This window comes from Kitasatospora sp. NBC_00315 (assembly GCF_041435095.1).
In the GTDB taxonomy this organism is placed as follows: domain Bacteria; phylum Actinomycetota; class Actinomycetes; order Streptomycetales; family Streptomycetaceae; genus Kitasatospora.
This window is the reverse complement of record NZ_CP108025.1, coordinates 4,301,331-4,316,858: the sequence shown is the minus strand read 5'-3', so window position 1 is coordinate 4,316,858 and position 15,528 is coordinate 4,301,331. Positions and strand designations below refer to the sequence as shown.

Annotated in this window: 14 protein-coding genes; 4 read left to right on the top strand and 10 right to left on the bottom strand. The window is 74.5% G+C overall.

Annotated elements, in window-relative coordinates; translation table 11 throughout:
• Window positions 1–61: 61 nt before the first annotated feature.
• Together OG823_RS17605 and OG823_RS17600 are read right to left on the bottom strand one after the other, a co-directional pair.
• Window positions 62–1,507, bottom strand: coding sequence for a hypothetical protein (locus OG823_RS17605; RefSeq protein WP_371480535.1), 1,446 nt, complete (start codon window positions 1,505–1,507; stop codon window positions 62–64).
• On the bottom strand, window positions 1,504–2,196 hold the full coding sequence (locus OG823_RS17600) for an RNA polymerase sigma factor (protein ID WP_371480534.1): 693 nt from the start codon (window positions 2,194–2,196) through the stop codon (window positions 1,504–1,506). The genes OG823_RS17605 and OG823_RS17600 overlap by 4 nt, the downstream gene beginning before the upstream one ends.
• Window positions 2,197–2,544: 348 nt before the next feature.
• On the opposite strand from OG823_RS17600, the gene OG823_RS17595 reads away from it, so the two are divergent.
• Window positions 2,545–3,606: a helix-turn-helix domain-containing protein gene (locus tag OG823_RS17595; protein WP_371480533.1), complete on the top strand. Its 1,062-nt coding sequence runs from the start codon at window positions 2,545–2,547 to the stop codon at window positions 3,604–3,606.
• Window positions 3,607–3,705: 99 nt separating this feature from the next.
• Here the strand turns inward: OG823_RS17595 and OG823_RS17590 are convergent, their stop codons facing one another.
• Window positions 3,706–4,485 carry a MerR family transcriptional regulator gene (locus tag OG823_RS17590; protein ID WP_371480532.1) on the bottom strand — a complete coding sequence of 260 codons (780 nt, stop codon included), beginning with the start codon at window positions 4,483–4,485 and terminating at the stop codon, window positions 3,706–3,708.
• A gap of 195 nt (window positions 4,486–4,680) precedes the next feature.
• Here OG823_RS17590 and OG823_RS17585 point away from each other — a divergent pair, with 195 nt between their 5' ends.
• Complete coding sequence (locus OG823_RS17585) at window positions 4,681–5,415, top strand: aquaporin (protein WP_371480531.1); 735 nt, start codon at window positions 4,681–4,683, stop codon at window positions 5,413–5,415.
• A gap of 37 nt (window positions 5,416–5,452) precedes the next feature.
• On the opposite strand, the gene OG823_RS17580 is transcribed toward OG823_RS17585, so the two are convergent.
• The 5 genes from OG823_RS17580 to OG823_RS17560 all read right to left on the bottom strand — a co-directional run bounded on the left by OG823_RS17580 (window position 5,453) and on the right by OG823_RS17560 (window position 10,565).
• Window positions 5,453–6,727, bottom strand: coding sequence for a hypothetical protein (locus OG823_RS17580; protein ID WP_371480530.1), 1,275 nt, complete (start codon window positions 6,725–6,727; stop codon window positions 5,453–5,455).
• A 229-nt stretch (window positions 6,728–6,956) separates the two neighbouring features.
• Complete coding sequence (locus tag OG823_RS17575; protein ID WP_371480529.1) at window positions 6,957–8,108, bottom strand: LPXTG cell wall anchor domain-containing protein; 1,152 nt, start codon at window positions 8,106–8,108, stop codon at window positions 6,957–6,959.
• 374 nt (window positions 8,109–8,482) lie between these two features.
• Window positions 8,483–9,367 carry an NAD(P)-dependent oxidoreductase gene (locus tag OG823_RS17570; protein WP_371480528.1) on the bottom strand — a complete coding sequence of 295 codons (885 nt, stop codon included), beginning with the start codon at window positions 9,365–9,367 and terminating at the stop codon, window positions 8,483–8,485.
• A 67-nt stretch (window positions 9,368–9,434) separates the two neighbouring features.
• Complete coding sequence (locus OG823_RS17565; RefSeq protein WP_371480527.1) at window positions 9,435–9,845, bottom strand: hypothetical protein; 411 nt, start codon at window positions 9,843–9,845, stop codon at window positions 9,435–9,437.
• A gap of 159 nt (window positions 9,846–10,004) precedes the next feature.
• The gene (locus tag OG823_RS17560) at window positions 10,005–10,565 is read right to left on the bottom strand and encodes a heme-binding protein (protein ID WP_371480526.1); all 561 of its coding nucleotides are present in this window, start codon (window positions 10,563–10,565) and stop codon (window positions 10,005–10,007) included.
• Window positions 10,566–10,939: 374 nt separating this feature from the next.
• Here OG823_RS17560 and OG823_RS17555 point away from each other — a divergent pair, with 374 nt between their 5' ends.
• Both OG823_RS17555 and OG823_RS17550 read left to right on the top strand, forming a co-directional pair.
• The gene (locus tag OG823_RS17555) at window positions 10,940–12,160 is read left to right on the top strand and encodes a sensor histidine kinase (RefSeq protein ID WP_371480525.1); all 1,221 of its coding nucleotides are present in this window, start codon (window positions 10,940–10,942) and stop codon (window positions 12,158–12,160) included.
• Window positions 12,157–12,810, top strand: coding sequence for a response regulator (locus OG823_RS17550; RefSeq protein ID WP_371480524.1), 654 nt, complete (start codon window positions 12,157–12,159; stop codon window positions 12,808–12,810). Before OG823_RS17555 ends, OG823_RS17550 begins: the two co-directional genes overlap by 4 nt.
• Window positions 12,811–12,983: 173 nt before the next feature.
• On the opposite strand, the gene OG823_RS17545 is transcribed toward OG823_RS17550, so the two are convergent.
• Complete coding sequence (locus OG823_RS17545) at window positions 12,984–14,513, bottom strand: RNA polymerase sigma factor (RefSeq protein ID WP_371480523.1); 1,530 nt, start codon at window positions 14,511–14,513, stop codon at window positions 12,984–12,986.
• Between the two features lie 91 nt (window positions 14,514–14,604).
• Window positions 14,605–15,033: a YciI family protein gene (locus OG823_RS17540; RefSeq protein WP_371480522.1), complete on the bottom strand. Its 429-nt coding sequence runs from the start codon at window positions 15,031–15,033 to the stop codon at window positions 14,605–14,607.
• Window positions 15,034–15,528: the final 495 nt, after the last annotated feature.

The window sequence follows — 15,528 nt, the reverse complement described above, 5'->3', positions numbered from 1 at the left end:
GCCGGCCCGCGCCGCGTCCGGGTCACCCGCCCGGAGCACCGGCCACCGGCCGGTCGTGGTGCTACTTCGTGACGACCCGGACCGGGACGCTCTTCTCCCCCAGCACGGACAGTTCGCCGGACCCGCTGTACGGCAGTACCGCCTGGGCGGTCACCGGCAGCACCCCGGCGCCGTCCCGGGCGGTCAGCTTCATCCGGTACTTCACCGTCCGACTCTGGCCCGGGGCCAGCGGGAACACCGCGTCCCGGCCCTGGGTGGCGTAGTCCATCCCACTGCCCGTCCCGAAGGTGTCCGTCTGGGTCCACGTGGTGCCGTCCTGGCGCTCCAGCGTGCCCTCGGTCCCCACGACGACCTGGCCCGGCGAACCCGCGTACTGCTCGGCGAAGAGCAGCGGCTGCACGCCGGGGTAGCTGGTCTGGCTGGTGTTGCGGTAGGTGACCGAGAACGTGACGGCCGTCCCGTCGTTCGACACCTGCTGGCCGACGCCGAGACCCTCCGTGGTGACCTCGATGTCCCGGGTGTGCGGCATGAGCAGGGGGGCCTGGCGACCGGTCAGGTCCAGCGTGTCCAGGATCGACACCAGTCCGGCCTGGTAGTCGGGCTTGAGGCCGCTCGCCACGACGAAGACCTGATCGCCCTTCAGGCCCCACATCTGGACCGTGTAGTTCTCCCGGGTGTTGCAGGAGACCTGCCACTGGGTCTTGTAGACGGCCCGGCTCGCCACGATGTCGCGGGTCCGGACGGGGCTCCCGACCTGCCTGTAGGTGTCCGAGGGGCCGATCTCGTGCGGGTTCCCCCACGCCGAGCAGTACGGCTGGTGCGCCCAGCCGTCGGGCGCATCGAGCGCGCCCGACGTCGGCCAGGTCGCCCCGCCGACCTCCTCGGGGGTGTTGTACACCGCCAGCACGATCCCGTACGGGCCGCAGGCGCCCTCGAACGAACCCGACTGCGTCTGCGGCGCCCCCGGGCTGAGCACGCACAGGGTGGTGGAGTTCGGGTCCTGGACGGGCACCCGCCAGCCCGCGGGGAGCTGGAACTTCACCCCGCGGAAGGTGTACGGCGTCGCCGCGGTCGGGGAGGTCGAGCCGCTCGAACCCGGGGCCGCCAGGCTCTCGGTGACCCCGGCCACCGGGGCGGTCGCGCTGGGGCTGACGCTCGGCGTCGCGCTCGGCGTCGGGGTGGAGGTGAGCGTGGCCGCCGGCGGGACCTGGTCGTGCCTGGCCACGTTGTCCCCGCGCAGGCCGAGAACGCCGAAGGCCAGCGCGGCGGCGAGCCCGAACAGCGGCACCGCCGCGACGTACACCGGCCGCAGCCGGCGGACCCGGCGGGACGGCGGGGCGGCCGGACGCAGGTCGTGGACGGTGATCCGGTCGGCCCGGGCGGCAAGCGCCTCGCGGAGCAGGCGCTCGGTGGGGCTCTCCCCACCGCCCGTGCCGTCGACTCCACCGGTGCCGCCGGCACCTCCGGTACCGCGGACGTCGCCGAGGGAGGGATGCTTCTTGGTCATCGAACCTTCTCCAGCTGCTTCTCCAGCGCGTCCAGGGCTCGGCTCGCGGTGGACTTCACGGCACCCCGGGACAGCCCCAGGGTCTCGGCTATCTGCGCCTCCGACATGTCTGACCAGTACCGCAGCACCAGCACCTCACGCTGACGCGAGGTGAGTTCCTGCAGTGCGACGAGCACCCTGCGGTGCTCGTCGTTGAGGACCGCGTGGTCCTCGGCCGACGGCGCGTCGGCCTCGTGCGGCGGTACGTACTCGCGGGCCGTCTTGCGGCGGCGGAGCATCGAGCGCGCGCCGTTGACCACCGAGGTGCGCAGGTAGCCCAGCGCGTTGTCGAGGTCGTCCAGCTGCTCGCCGTGCCGCTGGTAGAGGGCGGTGAACGCCTCCTGCACGACGTCCTCGGCCAGGTCCTGGTGGTCCACCAGGAGGACGGCCATCCGGACCAGGCCGAGCCGGTGCGCGTGGTAGAGGTCGGTGAGGGTGGGCTTGTCCTCGACCGGCTTGCGCCCCCCGCGCAGCAGCCGGAAGCCCGACCGGCGCTGCGCGGCCTCCTGCTCCGCGACCGGTGGCGACGCCGGGCGGCCGATGTCGCCCCCCGTCGCCTCCTGAGCTCCGAAGAGCAGCGTCAGCAGCCTCCGGAGGGTGAATCCCCGTCCCCCGACGGGTGCCGGCGCCGGGCCGATGGCCATGGACATGAAGGTTCCGCTTTCCCCCGGGACCACGGCGGTGGGCCCACCGCCGTGGTCAGGACAGTTGATCAAGTTCGTGATCGCAGGCGATTGTGCCAGCGGCGTCGACACCGCCTCCGCCTGTCCCCTCACCCTTATGGACGTCCATCTCCCCCGGAGGTTGCAGGCGGATCGGCGTTTCTTTTTCACGCCCTCGCTCATCGCGCAACGGATCCGGCCGAACCAGGACAGAACTGGGACGGAAGTGGAACAGAACGAGGCGGGCGGACGCCTACGAACGGTCGGCGGACCGGCGGCCCGGTACGGGCAACTACACTCGCCGACAGTGCGCCAGGCAGCCGATCAGGGGGTCCCGTGGCCGAGCAGCAGCAGTCCGGGATCCCGGCCACCGCCTCGTCCGGGCCGGTGGCGGTCACCATCGGGCGGCGTCCGGAGCCGGTGCACGACGTCGCCGTGTACGCCTTCGACGGCATGGCGCCGTTCGAACTCGGCGTGGTGGTGGAGGTGTTCGCGCTGGCCCGGCCGGAGGTCGGCGGCCTGCTGGCCGCCCCCTGGTACGGCCTGAAGGTCTGCGCCGACCGGCCCGGCACCGCGCTCGCCGCCGTCGGGGGCTTCTCCCTCACCGCCCCGCACGGCCTGGACGAACTCGCCGCGGCCGACACCGTCATCGTCACCGGCGTGGCCAACGCGTTCAACGGCGAGGTGTCCCCCGCCCTGGTCGACGCCCTGCGCACGGCGCACGAGCGCGGCGCCCGGATCGTCTCGATCTGCTCGGGCGCGTTCGCCCTCGCCGCCGCCGGCCTGCTGGACGGCCGGGAGGCCACCACCCACTGGCGGTACGCCGAACTGCTCCAGCGGCGCCACCCCCTGGTCGACGTCAACCCGGACGTCCTGTACGTGGACGGCGGCGACGTGCTGACCAGCGCCGGCAGCGCGGCCGGCATCGACCTGTGCCTGCACATCGTCCGACGCGACCACGGTGCCAAGGTGGCCAACAGCGTCGCCCGCCGGTTCGTCGTCCCGCCGCACCGCGACGGCGGTCAGGCCCAGTTCATCGAGGCGGCGGTCGGACCGGTCGAGGAGGAGGACGACGGCGTCGCCCGCAGCATGCGGTGGGCGATGGAGCACCTCTCCACCCCGCTCACGGTCTCCCTGCTCGCCCGCGCCGCCCGGATGTCCGACCGCTCCTATCTACGGCACTTCACCGCCCGCAACGGCACCACGCCGATGCGCTGGGTCATCACCCAGCGCATCGCCGCCAGCCTCCCGCTGCTCGAAGCCCCGGCCGGCACGGTCGAGGAGATCGCCACCGCCGTCGGCTTCGAGAGCGCGGCGACCTTCCGCCACCACTTCGGCCGGACCATGCGCAGCTCGCCGACCGCCTACCGGCGCTCCTTCGGCCGGGGCGTGGCCTGACCAACCCGTCGACCGCCCCGCCCGCCGGCGCCGGCCCGGCGGGCGTGCGGACCGGCGGGCGTGCGGACCGGCGGGCGTGCGGACGGGCGCCGGAGGTGCTCAGGGCCGACCGGTCCGGGCCGCCCGGTCGGCGTTGGCGATCATCGCGTCGTGCAGCCACCGGGCCAGCCCGGGGGCGAGCTTCTCGTAGGTGGCGGTGAAGCGGGGATCGGCGAGGTACATCGCGGCCAACCCGCGGTGGATCTCGTAGCCGCAGGCGTAGAAGTGCTCGCTGATGTGCTGCCGGTGGACCTCGGCGAGATCCATCGCCTCGCCGCCGTCGGCAGCCAGACCGGCCCCGAGCGCCCGCACGAGGCGCTCGTTGATCGCGTCCGCCTCGGCCTTGATCCGCTCCCAGTCCGCCTTGCGGTAGCCGCCGGTCCGCCGTTGGGCGTCCTTCCACTCCTCGGAGCCGCCCCACCGGCGCTCCGCCTCGCCCTCCCAGTTCTCGTCGTAGTCGCTCCCGAACATCTCGAACTTCTCCTCGGGGGTCAGCCGGACACCCATCGTGTTCGCCTCCATGGCTCGTTCGACCGCCGCGGCCAGCTCCTGGAGGTGACCGATCCGCGCCGTCAGCAGCTCGTGCTGCCGGCGGAGGTGTTCGGTCGGGCTCACCGAGCCGTCGTCCAGAATGGCCGCGATCTCCTCCAGGGGGAACCCGAGCTCGCGGTAGAACAGGATCTGCTGCAGCCGGTCCAGATCGGCGTCCTCGTAGCGGCGGTAGCCGGACGGGGTACGGCCGCCCGGGGACAGCAGCCCGATCCCGTCGTAGTGGTGCAGGGTGCGGACGGTCACTCCGGCGACCTTCGCGACCTGCCCCACCGTGTAGTCGGTGCTCATCCGGGTTGCTCCCTTCGTGCTGCTCCCACCCTGCGGCCTCACGCCGCGTCAGGGTCAACCCCGGTTTCGGGCGGCACCGGGCGCCTCCCGGGTGCGCGGCGCCGTGCGAGTCTCCGAGCGCGGGGCCGGGCAGCGGCCGTCGCTTGGACGAAGCAGCCAATTGTCCCGCCGAGGACCACCCACGAGCATGGGGCCATGACCCCGACCGCACCTGCTCTGCCGCGCCGACTGGCCGCCGAAGCGATCGGTACCGCCGTGCTGACGGCCGTCGTGGTCGGCACCGGCATCCGGGCCACCGCGCTCAATGCGGACGGCGGGGTCCGGCTGCTGGCCGGCGCGACGGCCTCCGCACTGGCCCTGGTGGTGCTGATCACCGTCCTGGGCCCGGTCTCCGGCGGACACTTCAACCCGCTGGTCTCGGCCGCCGCCTGGTGGAGCGGGCGGCGCGACCCCGGCGGCCCGACACTGCGCGGCCTGCTGGCGTACGCGGCCGCCCAGCTGGCCGGAGCGGTCGCCGGGACGGGGCTGGCGAACGCCATGTTCGAGCACCCGGTGCTGGAGCTCTCCGGGCAGCGGCGGGACGGCCTCCCGCTCCGGCTGGCCGAGGCGGTGGCCACCGGGGTACTGATCCTGCTGGTGTTCGGCCTGCTCAGGGGCGGGCGCGGCGCACTCGTCCCGCCGGCGGTCGGCGGCTGGACCGGCGCGGCCTGCTGGGCCACCTCGTCGGGGGGCTTCGCGAACCCGGCCGTGACGCTGGGACGGATGTTCACCGACAGCGCCGGCGGGATCGCGCCCGGCTCGGTACCCGGCTTCGTCCTCGCCCAGCTGGTCGGCGCGGTGGCCGGGTCGGCGCTGGTCACGGCCCTGTTCGGCCGTCCGGCCCGGACGGCCGTGCTGCCGGACGACGCGCGGGAGCTGATCGCGGGCTGACCGGCGGCCGCCCGGCGGACGGGGCCCTGGCGCGCGGTCAGCCGCGGGTGCCCGCCAGGACGCGGCCGGGGCGGTGCCGGTGCTGCCCGGGCGCCACGCCGTCGGCCCGGCGCGCCCGCCGCTCGCCCGCCCGCCGGGCACCCGCGCCGTCGTCCGGGCTCCGGCCTCGCCGCTGCTGCCTGGCCGGCCGGAGCAGCACGTACGCGGTGGAGAGCACCACGAAGGCGAGCCTGACGAGCCCCCGGGCCGAGTCCGACGGGATCAGCAGGGTGCCTCCGTACAGCGCGGCCAGCGCGATCCAGCTCCACCAGGGCACCAGTCGCTTCTGCCCGACCGCGTCCCAGAGCAGCGTGCCGAGCATGATCGACGCGGTGTAGTAGGTGTAGACGCTGGGGTCGAACAGGATCCGGGCGTCGGCGCCGACCAGCACGACGGCCGGCCAGCGGCCGCGCAGAACCGCCAGACAGCCCAGGCCGAGACCGAGCGCCGCCTGCGCGGGGCGGTCCCACCAGGGCGTCGCCGGATCCGAGACACCGAGCCAGCGCAGCGAGGAGGCGGCCTGGTTGGGGATGGTGAACCGCGCGGCGGCGAAGGAGCCGGAGGTGCCGGCGTAGAACGGCAGCCAGGCGACGGCCACCAGGGCGCCCAGCCACAGCAGCGTCCGCCGCCAGGCCGGGCGGGGCAGTGCGAGGACGAGCGGCAGGAACGACAGGGCCCAGGGCTTGGAGTCCACCGCCAGCGCCAGGTAGACGGCGACGGCGGTCGCCCGGCCCCGGCTGAGCGCGTGCGCGGCGAGCGTGGTGAAGAACAGGGCCAGCACGTCGTCCAGGTGGGCGAACCTGACGGAGACCTCGACCCACATCGGGATGAAGGCCGATCCGGCCACCAGCAGGCGCTGTTGCAGTCGCCGGTGGTTGGTGCCGGTGCCCAGGTAGTGCCAGGCGGCGGTGCGACCGACCAGCACCAGCATCACCAGGCCCAGCGCGGACATCGTCGCCTCCGCCAGCACCTGACCCGTACGGTCGGAGAAGGGCGCGAACAGGCGGGCGGCGGCCAGGCTGACCGGACCGATCTGGAGTTCGGGGTGGTGGGCGTAGAGCGAGAGCCCGCCCCCGGGCTGCTGGTCGAAGAGCAGTTGCTCGCCCTGGCGCAGGTAGTGCCAGGAGACACCGCCGCTGGGCTCGACCAGCAGGAACCAGAGCACCGTCCAGGCCACCAGCAGCAGATGGTGTCTGCGGATCGGCAGACCGGCGACCCGTCCCGTCGCGGCGCCGTAGTCGGTGGTGGACCTGCCCGAAACCGCTGCTCGCACCTGTGCCTCTTCCCGGACCGCCGCCGTCCCTCCCGGCGGCTCATCCTAGGTGAGGCCCAGGGACGCCCGATGACCGCCGCGGACGCCCGCAGAGCACGGAAAACCCCTCGGACACCGGCGAGTTGACCGGTCTCCGAGGGGTTCTTGAAGCTTCGGCAAAGCTTCACTCAAGCGTCCGCAACGCCGGTGCGGCCTGGCCTCGCGGCGGCCGCACCGGCATCTCGGCCACTCAGCTGTGCTGGGCGCCCTTGCGGCGACGCAGCACCACGAGGGTGCCGATGCCGGCGGCCAGGACGGCGCCGCCCGCGATGGCGATCGGGGTGCTGTCGCTGCCGCCACCGGTCTGCGCCAGCGCCGCGTCGGAGGCCGCCTTCGCCTTGGCGACGGCGGTGTCCGTGATGGTCGGCGGGGTGGCCGTCGGGGTGTTCACCGGGAAGTCGATCGGCGCCTGGGTGGTGTCGGTGGTGCTCGTGGTCGGCACCGGGGCGGTGGAGCCGGTCGGCGCGGGCGCGGAGCTCGTCGGGGCGGCCGGGCTGGTCTCCGGGGCGCTCGGCGTCTCGGAGGGCTTGGTGGTGGCGCTCGCGGACGGGGACGCCGTGGCCGAGGGCGAAGCGGTGGCCGAGGGCGAAGCGGTGACGGACGGGGACGGCGAGGCCGTCACGCTGGGGCTCGCGCTCGGGCTCGGCTTGCCCGTCCTGGTGGGCGTGGGGCTCGGCGCCGGCTTCGGGGCGCGGATGACGAAGGGCGCGCCCTTGACCTTGTCGCAGGAGAACTCGCCCTCGCCGACCGGCTCGTGCGTCTTCTCGTCGATCGGGGCGGAGAAGACGACCGGCACCACGCCGGCCTTGCCGAGCGGCGCGTCCTTGCCGAAGGCGACCCGGACCTTGATGGTCAGGCTCTTGCCCTTGCTCAGGTACTGGATGCTGTCGTCGGTCAGCTCACCGCGGTCGTCCAGCTTGGCGAGCGCGACCAGGGCCGCGTCGTCCGCGCCGGTGCCGGGCGGGGCGACGACCGGGGTCCAGGCGCCGCCGGGGAGCTGGTACTCCGCGGTGAAGTCGGCGCGGGTCAGCTTTCCCTTGGCGTCCTTGAACTTGAGCAGCGGAATCAGGACGAAGTCGTTGCCGGTCGAATTGTCGATCTTGAAAGTGAACTCGCTGGCGTCGGCGCCGGCGAAGAACTCGTTCGGAACGCCCTTCACCGACAGGCCGAGCTCCCCGTGCGCCGCCTTGTCGCCCTTGGCCTTGGCGATCGCGGAGGCGGAGGCGGAGGCGGAGGCCGACGGGCTGCTCACCGCGGCGAGCGCGCTCTGGGCACTGCCCAGAACGACGGAGGACGCGAGCGCGACGGCACCCGCGAGGGCAAAGCTACGACGAATCGTCAAGGGAACCTCACGGAGAAGTCCGGGTGTGGCCCCGGAAGCGCGGCACGGCTCCGCCGTGTGACAGGAGAGCCCCCGCGAAGCTGAAGGTCCGACGGACATTACCGAATCGCCCGGGCTGATCGGTAGCCGGTCACCATCTTGTGTCCTTGCGGGCCGGTTTTCGCGTCCGGTTCCGTCAATTCGGTCACCATTAGCGGCTTTTGTCGCCACCATTCCGGAGGGCGAAATCACGCCGCATCGCATTGACCGGGATCTCAGCACACCGCACACGGACGCTTTTTCACCGGCGGCGGGGGCCGGGGCCTCCACCGGACGGTAGCAGCGACCGACGTGCTCCCGTCAAGAGCCGCCCCGGGTCGGGCCGCCCGTCGGGCTCAGGCCGGCAGGCCGGCCCGGCGGCGGGAGACCGCCGCCACCGCGGCCCAGTCCTTGTCGCCGTCGCCGTGGGCGAGCGCGTCCAGGAAGGCGTCCCGCAGCACGCTCCCGAACGGCAGCGGGACGTTCGCGGCGGCTCCCGCCGTCAGCGCGAGGTTCACGTCCTTCAGACCGAGCGGCAGGCGGAAGCCCGCCGGTTCGTAGCGGCGTTCGGCCACCATCGAGCCGTAGCCCGAGTAGACCGGGCCGGGGAAGAGCGTGCCCACCAGCATCTCGACCAGATCGGTGGGCCGCACCCCGTTGGCCTCCGCCAGGCTGCACGCCTCGGCGAGCGACTCGATGGCGCACGCCAGCAGGAAGTTGGCACTGATCTTCGCGGTGTTCGCCAGGACCGGCCGGTCACCGAAGTGCCAGGTGCGCCGGCCCATCGCGGTGAGCAGCGGTGAGACCCGCTCCAGCAGCGCCGCCTCGCCGGCGACGAGGATGTTCAGCTCACCCGCCGCCGCCACCTCCGGACGGCCGAGGACGGGCGCGGCGACGTACCCGACGCCGTGTTCGGCGTGCAGCGCGGCAGCCCGCTCCGCGAGCTCGACGGAGATCGTCGCCATGTTGACGTGCACGGACGCGCGGGCGGCCGCGAGCAGTTCGGGGTCGAGCAGCAGCCCCTCCACGGCGTCGTCGTTGGCGAGCATGGAGACCACGACGTCGCAGGCGAAGACGTCCGCCGGGCCGTCGGCCGCCGTAGCGCCCCCGGCCACCAGCTCCCGGACCGGTTCGGGCGAGCGGTTCCACACCCGCACCCGGTGGCCGGCCCGGACCAGGCTCCCGGCCATTCCCCGGCCCATCGCCCCGAGGCCGACGAACCCGACGCTCATCCCCGACATCACGTGCTCCCTGTCCACCGCTGCGGCAACCGGCTGTCCACCGCTGCGGCGACCGGCCCGTCCGACTCTAGACGCCGAGCGGCCGCCGGACCGGCACCCCGGCCGTGAGCGCGGCGAGGACCCGCCCGCGGAGCAGCTCGTACTCCGCCTGCAGTCGGCCGGGCCGCGCCGGCCTGGCCACCGGCCGGCCCGGGCCGACCTCCTCCGAGGCGTCGAACTGCTCCCGGGTGAGGTCGATCTCGACGCCGGGCGCGAAGCGGTTCCACCAGTGCAGGTCCGTCCGCACGCCGTCGACGTGCACCTCGCCCATCATCAGTTCGCCGCCGAGGAGGTCGTTGAGCACCAGCGCCACCACACCGCACTGGCCGCGCGCCGGATTGCCCGGGTGCCACCGGCCCAGATCCTCCGGCGCGCAGGTGTCGACTCCCCAGGAGGAGCGGATCGCACGTTCGATGTCGATGAGGGTCCACGGGGTCATACCGGGAAGCCTGCCACGCGGCACCGACAACCGACGGCCGCCGGCCCCGTGCGCCGCGCTGCCCGACGGGTGTTCCCCGGGGCCCGCTCTCCCGGGTGCCTCTCGGCCGGGCCCCGCTCCCGGGCCACTCGGCCGGAGCCGGATCGCGGCCGGCCCGGGTCAGCGGCCGAGCGCCGCCACGCCCGCCTGGGCGAACTGCTCGTCCAGGTCACCGCTCGGGGCCCCCGCGACGCCGATCGCCGCGATCGGGGCCCCCTTGGACTGCACCGGGGCGCCGCCCGCGAGGAACAGCGTGCCGGGGATGTCCTTCAGGGCGGGGGCCTGCGCGAGGCGCTTCGCCAGCTCGGAGGTAGGGGCGTTCCAGGAGACGGCGGTGAACGCCTTGCGCTCGGCGGACTCCGGGGACTGCGGGCCCGCGCCGTCCCCCTTGAGCAGCACCCGGGTGACGCCGTCCCGGTCGACCACCGCGACCGAGACGTGCCGGCCGTCCTTCCCGGCAGCGTCCAGGGCGGCCTGAGCGGCCCTGGTGGCGGCCTCGATGCTGAGGCCGGTGGACTGGACGAGGCTCTTGTTCTGGGGCTCGGCGTCGACCGCGGCGGGCGCCGCCGGGGAGGGGCTCGGGGCCGCACTGGCGGAGACGGCACCGAGGCCGGCCGCTCCGAGGGCGGCGACGGCGACGGCGCCGGTCAGTACCCGGGTGCGCACGCTGGTCTTCTTCATGGTCCCACTCCTGGTGGATCGGTGGCGGAGCCGCTGCGGCCCCTGCCCTGCTTCGATCCTCGGCCCGGATCCGGGCGGGCCGGGTCGGCGGTCCGGCCCGTCGGCGCAGGCATGATGGAGGACGGCCGGGTCAGCCGATCGGTTGATGCGCAACCGGGCCCCGCGCGTCAGGATCGTGGTGTCGCCGCAGGTCGGGCAGGGTGCCGGCGAGGGCGCCCGGACCGCCGAAGAGCGGGCCCCCGCTCCCCCGGGCGACGCCCGCGGCCCTCTCGGACAAAGGCGCGCGAACGACCACAGAGCCGGCGCGCACAGCCGGCCCACGAAGCCGGCTCGCAGACCCGGCCCACGAACCGACCGAGCACGAGGAGGATCCGGTGCAGCAGCCCCGCCGCCCCGACCCGGACGCGGGCCGGCTGGCGGCCGTGCTCGACACCGTCCTGGTGGTGCTGCTCGCCGTCTCGCTGACCCGCTACCTCTCCCATCACCCCGGCAGCCCGAGGGCGCCGTGGGTGCTCGGCCTGAGCGCCACGCTCGCCCTCGTCCAACTGGTCGGCCCGCGGATCGCCGGGCGCACCGCGCGGGCCCCGCTGGCTGCGGTGACGGTGCTCTGGGTGGTCCTGGTGCTGCTGGCACCGAGCTTCGCCTGGTGCGCCGTCCCGCTCGTCTACACCGCGCTGCGGGTGCTGCCCGCCCGGGCGGCGATCCCGCTGGTCGCCGCGCTCACCGCGCTCGTGGTGCTGGCGCAGGCCAGACTCGCCGACGACGTGGATCCCGGCCTGGTCCTGCTGCCACCCGCCGTGGCCGCGCTGGCCACCGCCGTCTTCCTGTACATGGAACGGCAGACCGCCCGGCAGCAGGCGCTGATCGACGACCTGGTCCGCACCCGGCGCGAACTCGCCGCCACCGAACGGCGCGAGGGCATGCTCGCCGAGCGCGGCCGGCTCGCCATGGAGATCCACGACACCCTCGCGCAGGGCCTCTCCAGTCAGCGGATGCTGCTCCAGGCCGCCGACCGCACCTGGGAAACCGACCCCGCGACGGCCCGCGCGCACGTCCGCACCGCCGGCGCGGTGGCCGCCCGCAATCTCGCCGAGGCGCGCCGCTTCGTGCACGACCTCGCCCCCGCCGAACTCGCCGACGGCAGCAGCCTCGACCAGGCCCTGGACGCGCTGGCCGCCCGCGAGTGCGCCGAGAGCGGGCTGGCCGTCCGCTTCCACCTGGACGGCGCGCCCGTACCGCTCGGGGCCCCCGTCCGGTCGGCCCTGCTGCGGATCGCCCAGGGCGCGCTCGCGAACGTCCGGGAACACTCCGGTGCGACCACGGCGGCGCTGACCCTCTCCTTCCTCGGCGACCAGGTCGTGCTCGACATCGCCGACGACGGACGGGGGTTCCCGGCCGGCGGACCCACCGGTTCGGAGACCGGCCGCGCCGCCGGTCCGGACATCGCGGGAGGATCCGCGCCGGAGACCGGCCGGGGCCACGGACTCCCGGCGATGCGAGCCCGGCTGCGTCAGCTCGGCGGCACCCTGACCATCGAGAGCACCCCCGGCGAGGGCAGCGTCGTCTCCGCCGCGATCCCCGTGGAGGCACCGTGACCCCGCCCGTCCGCCCGCCCGCGCCGACGCCGGTACGCCTGCTGGTCTGCGACGACCACGCCGTGGTGCGTGCCGGTCTGCTCGCCCTGCTCGCCAGCGCCGGCGACATCGAGGTGGTCGGCGAGGCGGGCAGCGGCGAGGAGGCCGTCGCGCTGGCCGCCCGACTGCGGCCGCAGGTCGTCCTGATGGACCTTCAACTGGGTGACGGGATCGACGGGGTGGAGGCGACCCGACGGATCAGCGGCGCTCCCGGCGCGCCGTACGTCCTCGTGCTCACCACCTACGACACGGACGCCGACATCACCCGTGCCATCGGCGCCGGCGCGACCGGCTACCTGCTCAAGGCCGAGCGGCCGGAGGAGCTGTTCGCCGCCGTGCACGCCGCCGCCGCGGGCCGCACCACGCTGTCGCCACCGGTCGCCTCCCGGGTGATGGCGCAGATGCGCACCCCGGCGCCGCAGCTCACCGAACGCGAGGGGGAGATCCTCGGACAGCTCGCCCAGGGCCTCGGCAACCGGGAGATCGCCCGGGCCCTGTTCATCAGCGAGGCCACCGTGAAGACCCATCTGGGGCGGATCTACGAGAAGTTGGGCGTCGACACCCGGGCCGGCGCGGTCGCCGCGGCCAAGGAGCGCCGACTGATCCGCTGAACACGACCGACCACCGACGCGCGCCGCGTGGGCGTACGCGGGCACACGGCGCCTCACCTGCCCCCGTTGACATACCAACCATGCGGTTTGTTAGGTTGGCGGCGGGAACCGCTCCGGTGCGTTCCCGGCGGGAACGCGCGGAGCGGGCGCGGGGGGACCGCTCCGCGCGCCGGTCAACCCCCTCCCGGCACGGCGCCGCCGCGTGCCGCTGCCGCACTCGCCTCCGCACGCGCCAGCAGCAGTGCGCGCTCGCGCTCGTTACGGGTCAGCCCGGCCGCGCGGGAGAGCTCCGCGTACGCCTCCGCGTGGCGGCCCAGCTTGGCCAGCAGGTCACCGCGCACGCTCGGCAACAGGTGGTAGTCCTTGAGCACCGGCTCGGAGACCAGCTCGTCCACCAGCGCCAGCCCGGCGGCCGGGCCGAACGCCATCGACAGCGCGACCGCCCGGTTCAGCTCCACGACCGGGGACGGCACGACCCGCGCGAGAGCCGCGTAGAGCGCCGCGATGCGCACCCAGTCCGTCTCCTGTGCGGTGCGCGCCCGGGCGTGACAGGCCGCGATCCCGGCCTGCAGCCGGTAGGGCCCCGGCGGGCGCGGAGGGCCGCCCGCGCCCTCGTCCGGCCCTACGTCCGGCCCTACGTCCGGCGCCCCGCCCGAACCCGTGGCCGGCTCCGAGCCGGTGGCCGGCTCCGCGGCGGCCCGTTCGGCGCGCTCAAGAGCCGCGAGGCCACGCCTGATCAGGACGTGGTCCCAGTGACCGCGGTCCTGGTCGAGCAGCAGTACGGGCTCACCGGACGGGCCGGTCCGCGCGCCCGTACGCGACGCCTGGATCTCCATCAGAGCGACCAGCCCGTGCACCTCCGGCTCCCCCGGGGCGAGTTCGGCCAGCACGCGGCCGAGCCGCAGTGCCTCCGCGCAGAGCGCCGGCCGCATCCAGTCGTCCCCGGTCGTCGCGGCGTACCCCTCGTTGAAGATCAGGTAGAGCACCTCGAGCACCGAGGCCAGCCGGACCGCGAGTTCGTCGCCCTTCGGAACCTCGAACGGGACCTTCGCGTCGGCCAGGGTCCGCTTGGCCCGGACGATCCGCTGCGCCACGGTCGACTCGGGGGTGAGGAAGGCGCGGGCGATCTCCTTGGTGGTCAGGCCGCCGAGCAGGCGCAGAGTGAGCGCCACCCTGGCCTCGGTGGACAGCACGGGGTGACAGGCGGTGAACACCAGCCGCAGCAGGTCGTCCCCGATGTCGTCCTCCATCCGGTCGAGAGCCTCGTCGAGCTCCGATCCGGTCCCCGCGCCCTCCCCCTCGACCGTGAGCCGGTGGCCGAGTTCGTCGATCTTGCGGCGGAGCACGTCCTTGCGCCGCAGGCTGTCCACCGCCCGGTGCTTCGCGGTGGCCATCAGCCAGGCACCGGGGTTGCGCGGCACACCCGAGTGCGGCCACTGCTCCAGTGCGGCGACCAGTGCGTCCTGGGCCAGTTCCTCGGCCAGGCCGACGTCGCGCACGATCCGGGCCAGACCGGCGATCAGCCGTGCCGACTCGATCCGCCAGACCGCGTCGATCGCGCGTCCGGCGTCGGCGGCCGCGTCCCCTTGCCCGGCGGCCCCGTCCGCGTCCCCTTGCCCGGCGTCCGCGTCCGCGTCCGCGTCCGCGTGCCCGGCGCCGGCGGTCGGGGGCGGGCCTGGCGGGCTGTCCTCGGAGGATGTCACGGCCACCCATCAGAGCAGCTCGGCCCGGCCGGGGACAACCACCGACGCGCCCGCCTCCCCGGCCCGCCCGCCACCGCGGCGGCGTGGACCGCTACGCCTGCGGCGCGTTCCGCGGCCGCTCCTCGCGCGGTGTCCGCTCCTTCCCGGCTGTCCCGGGCAGGACGGTCCCGGCCGGGTGGTCCGTCGCGTCGAAGACCCTGCGCAACTCCACCGCGCCGTCCTCGAACGGGATCCGGGTGGCCCACTGGACGGCCTCCGCCTTCGACGACACCTCGATCAGCCAGTAGCCCGCGATCAGCTCCCCGGCCTCGGCGAACGGACCTTCGGTGACGGTGGCCCGGCCGCCCGAGAAGGTGACCCGGGCGCCCTCGGTGCTCGGTCGGAGCCCCTCGCCGGCGAGCAGGACGCCCGCCCTGACCAGTTCGTCGTTGTACCTGTCCATCGCGTCGGTCATGTCCTCGGCCGGGAGCACGCCCGCCTCGCTCCGCTCGTCCGCCCTGACCAGCACCATGAATCGCATGACGTGTCTCCGTAGGTCTCCGGGTCCGCCGCCGGGGCGTCCGGACGGCGCGTCCGGCCGTTGCCGGCCTCTACCCGGAACGTCGAACGGGGGCCGGCGACATCGACACCACCGGGGCGTCCGTTGCGACGGTCGCCCCCGGCCTCCCCCGAACGGGTGACGGGGTCGAGCCGGGTCACGGGCCGGGAGCGCGGACGGGAGCACGGGCGGGAGCGCGGGCGGGCGGGCCCGGAACACCGGCGGGCCCGCGGGGCCCGCGGGCGGTCCGTCGGAAACGGTCCGTCGGAAACCGGCCACCGGCCCCGGAACGGTCCGCGGTACCGAATCCGTCGACGGCAGCGGCCCGGTATGGGAAGTCCGTCATCACCGAACCCGTTCCGAGCGGGCGCGCCGGCTCCCTCGAATCGGCGCACGGCCGATTCGAGGGAGCCGTTCTCCGGCAGGGGCTCGGAGAGCCTTCGGTCGAACGATATTCGACAGCACCCGAAACGCTGC

What these genes read in the sequence shown, in the direction of transcription:
- OG823_RS17590 (WP_371480532.1), bottom strand. Translation starts at nt 4,485, where the DNA reads ATGAGCACCGACTACACGGTGGGGCAGGTCGCGAAGGTCGCCGGAGTG.
- OG823_RS17560 (WP_371480526.1), bottom strand. Translation starts at nt 10,565, where the DNA reads ATGAAGAAGACCAGCGTGCGCACCCGGGTACTGACCGGCGCCGTCGCC.
- OG823_RS17600 (WP_371480534.1), bottom strand. Translation starts at nt 2,196, where the DNA reads ATGTCCATGGCCATCGGCCCGGCGCCGGCACCCGTCGGGGGACGGGGA.
- OG823_RS17605 (WP_371480535.1), bottom strand. Translation starts at nt 1,507, where the DNA reads ATGACCAAGAAGCATCCCTCCCTCGGCGACGTCCGCGGTACCGGAGGT.
- OG823_RS17570 (WP_371480528.1), bottom strand. Translation starts at nt 9,367, where the DNA reads ATGTCGGGGATGAGCGTCGGGTTCGTCGGCCTCGGGGCGATGGGCCGG.
- OG823_RS17585 (WP_371480531.1), top strand. Translation starts at nt 4,681, where the DNA reads ATGACCCCGACCGCACCTGCTCTGCCGCGCCGACTGGCCGCCGAAGCG.
- OG823_RS17565 (WP_371480527.1), bottom strand. Translation starts at nt 9,845, where the DNA reads ATGACCCCGTGGACCCTCATCGACATCGAACGTGCGATCCGCTCCTCC.
- OG823_RS17540 (WP_371480522.1), bottom strand. Translation starts at nt 15,033, where the DNA reads ATGCGATTCATGGTGCTGGTCAGGGCGGACGAGCGGAGCGAGGCGGGC.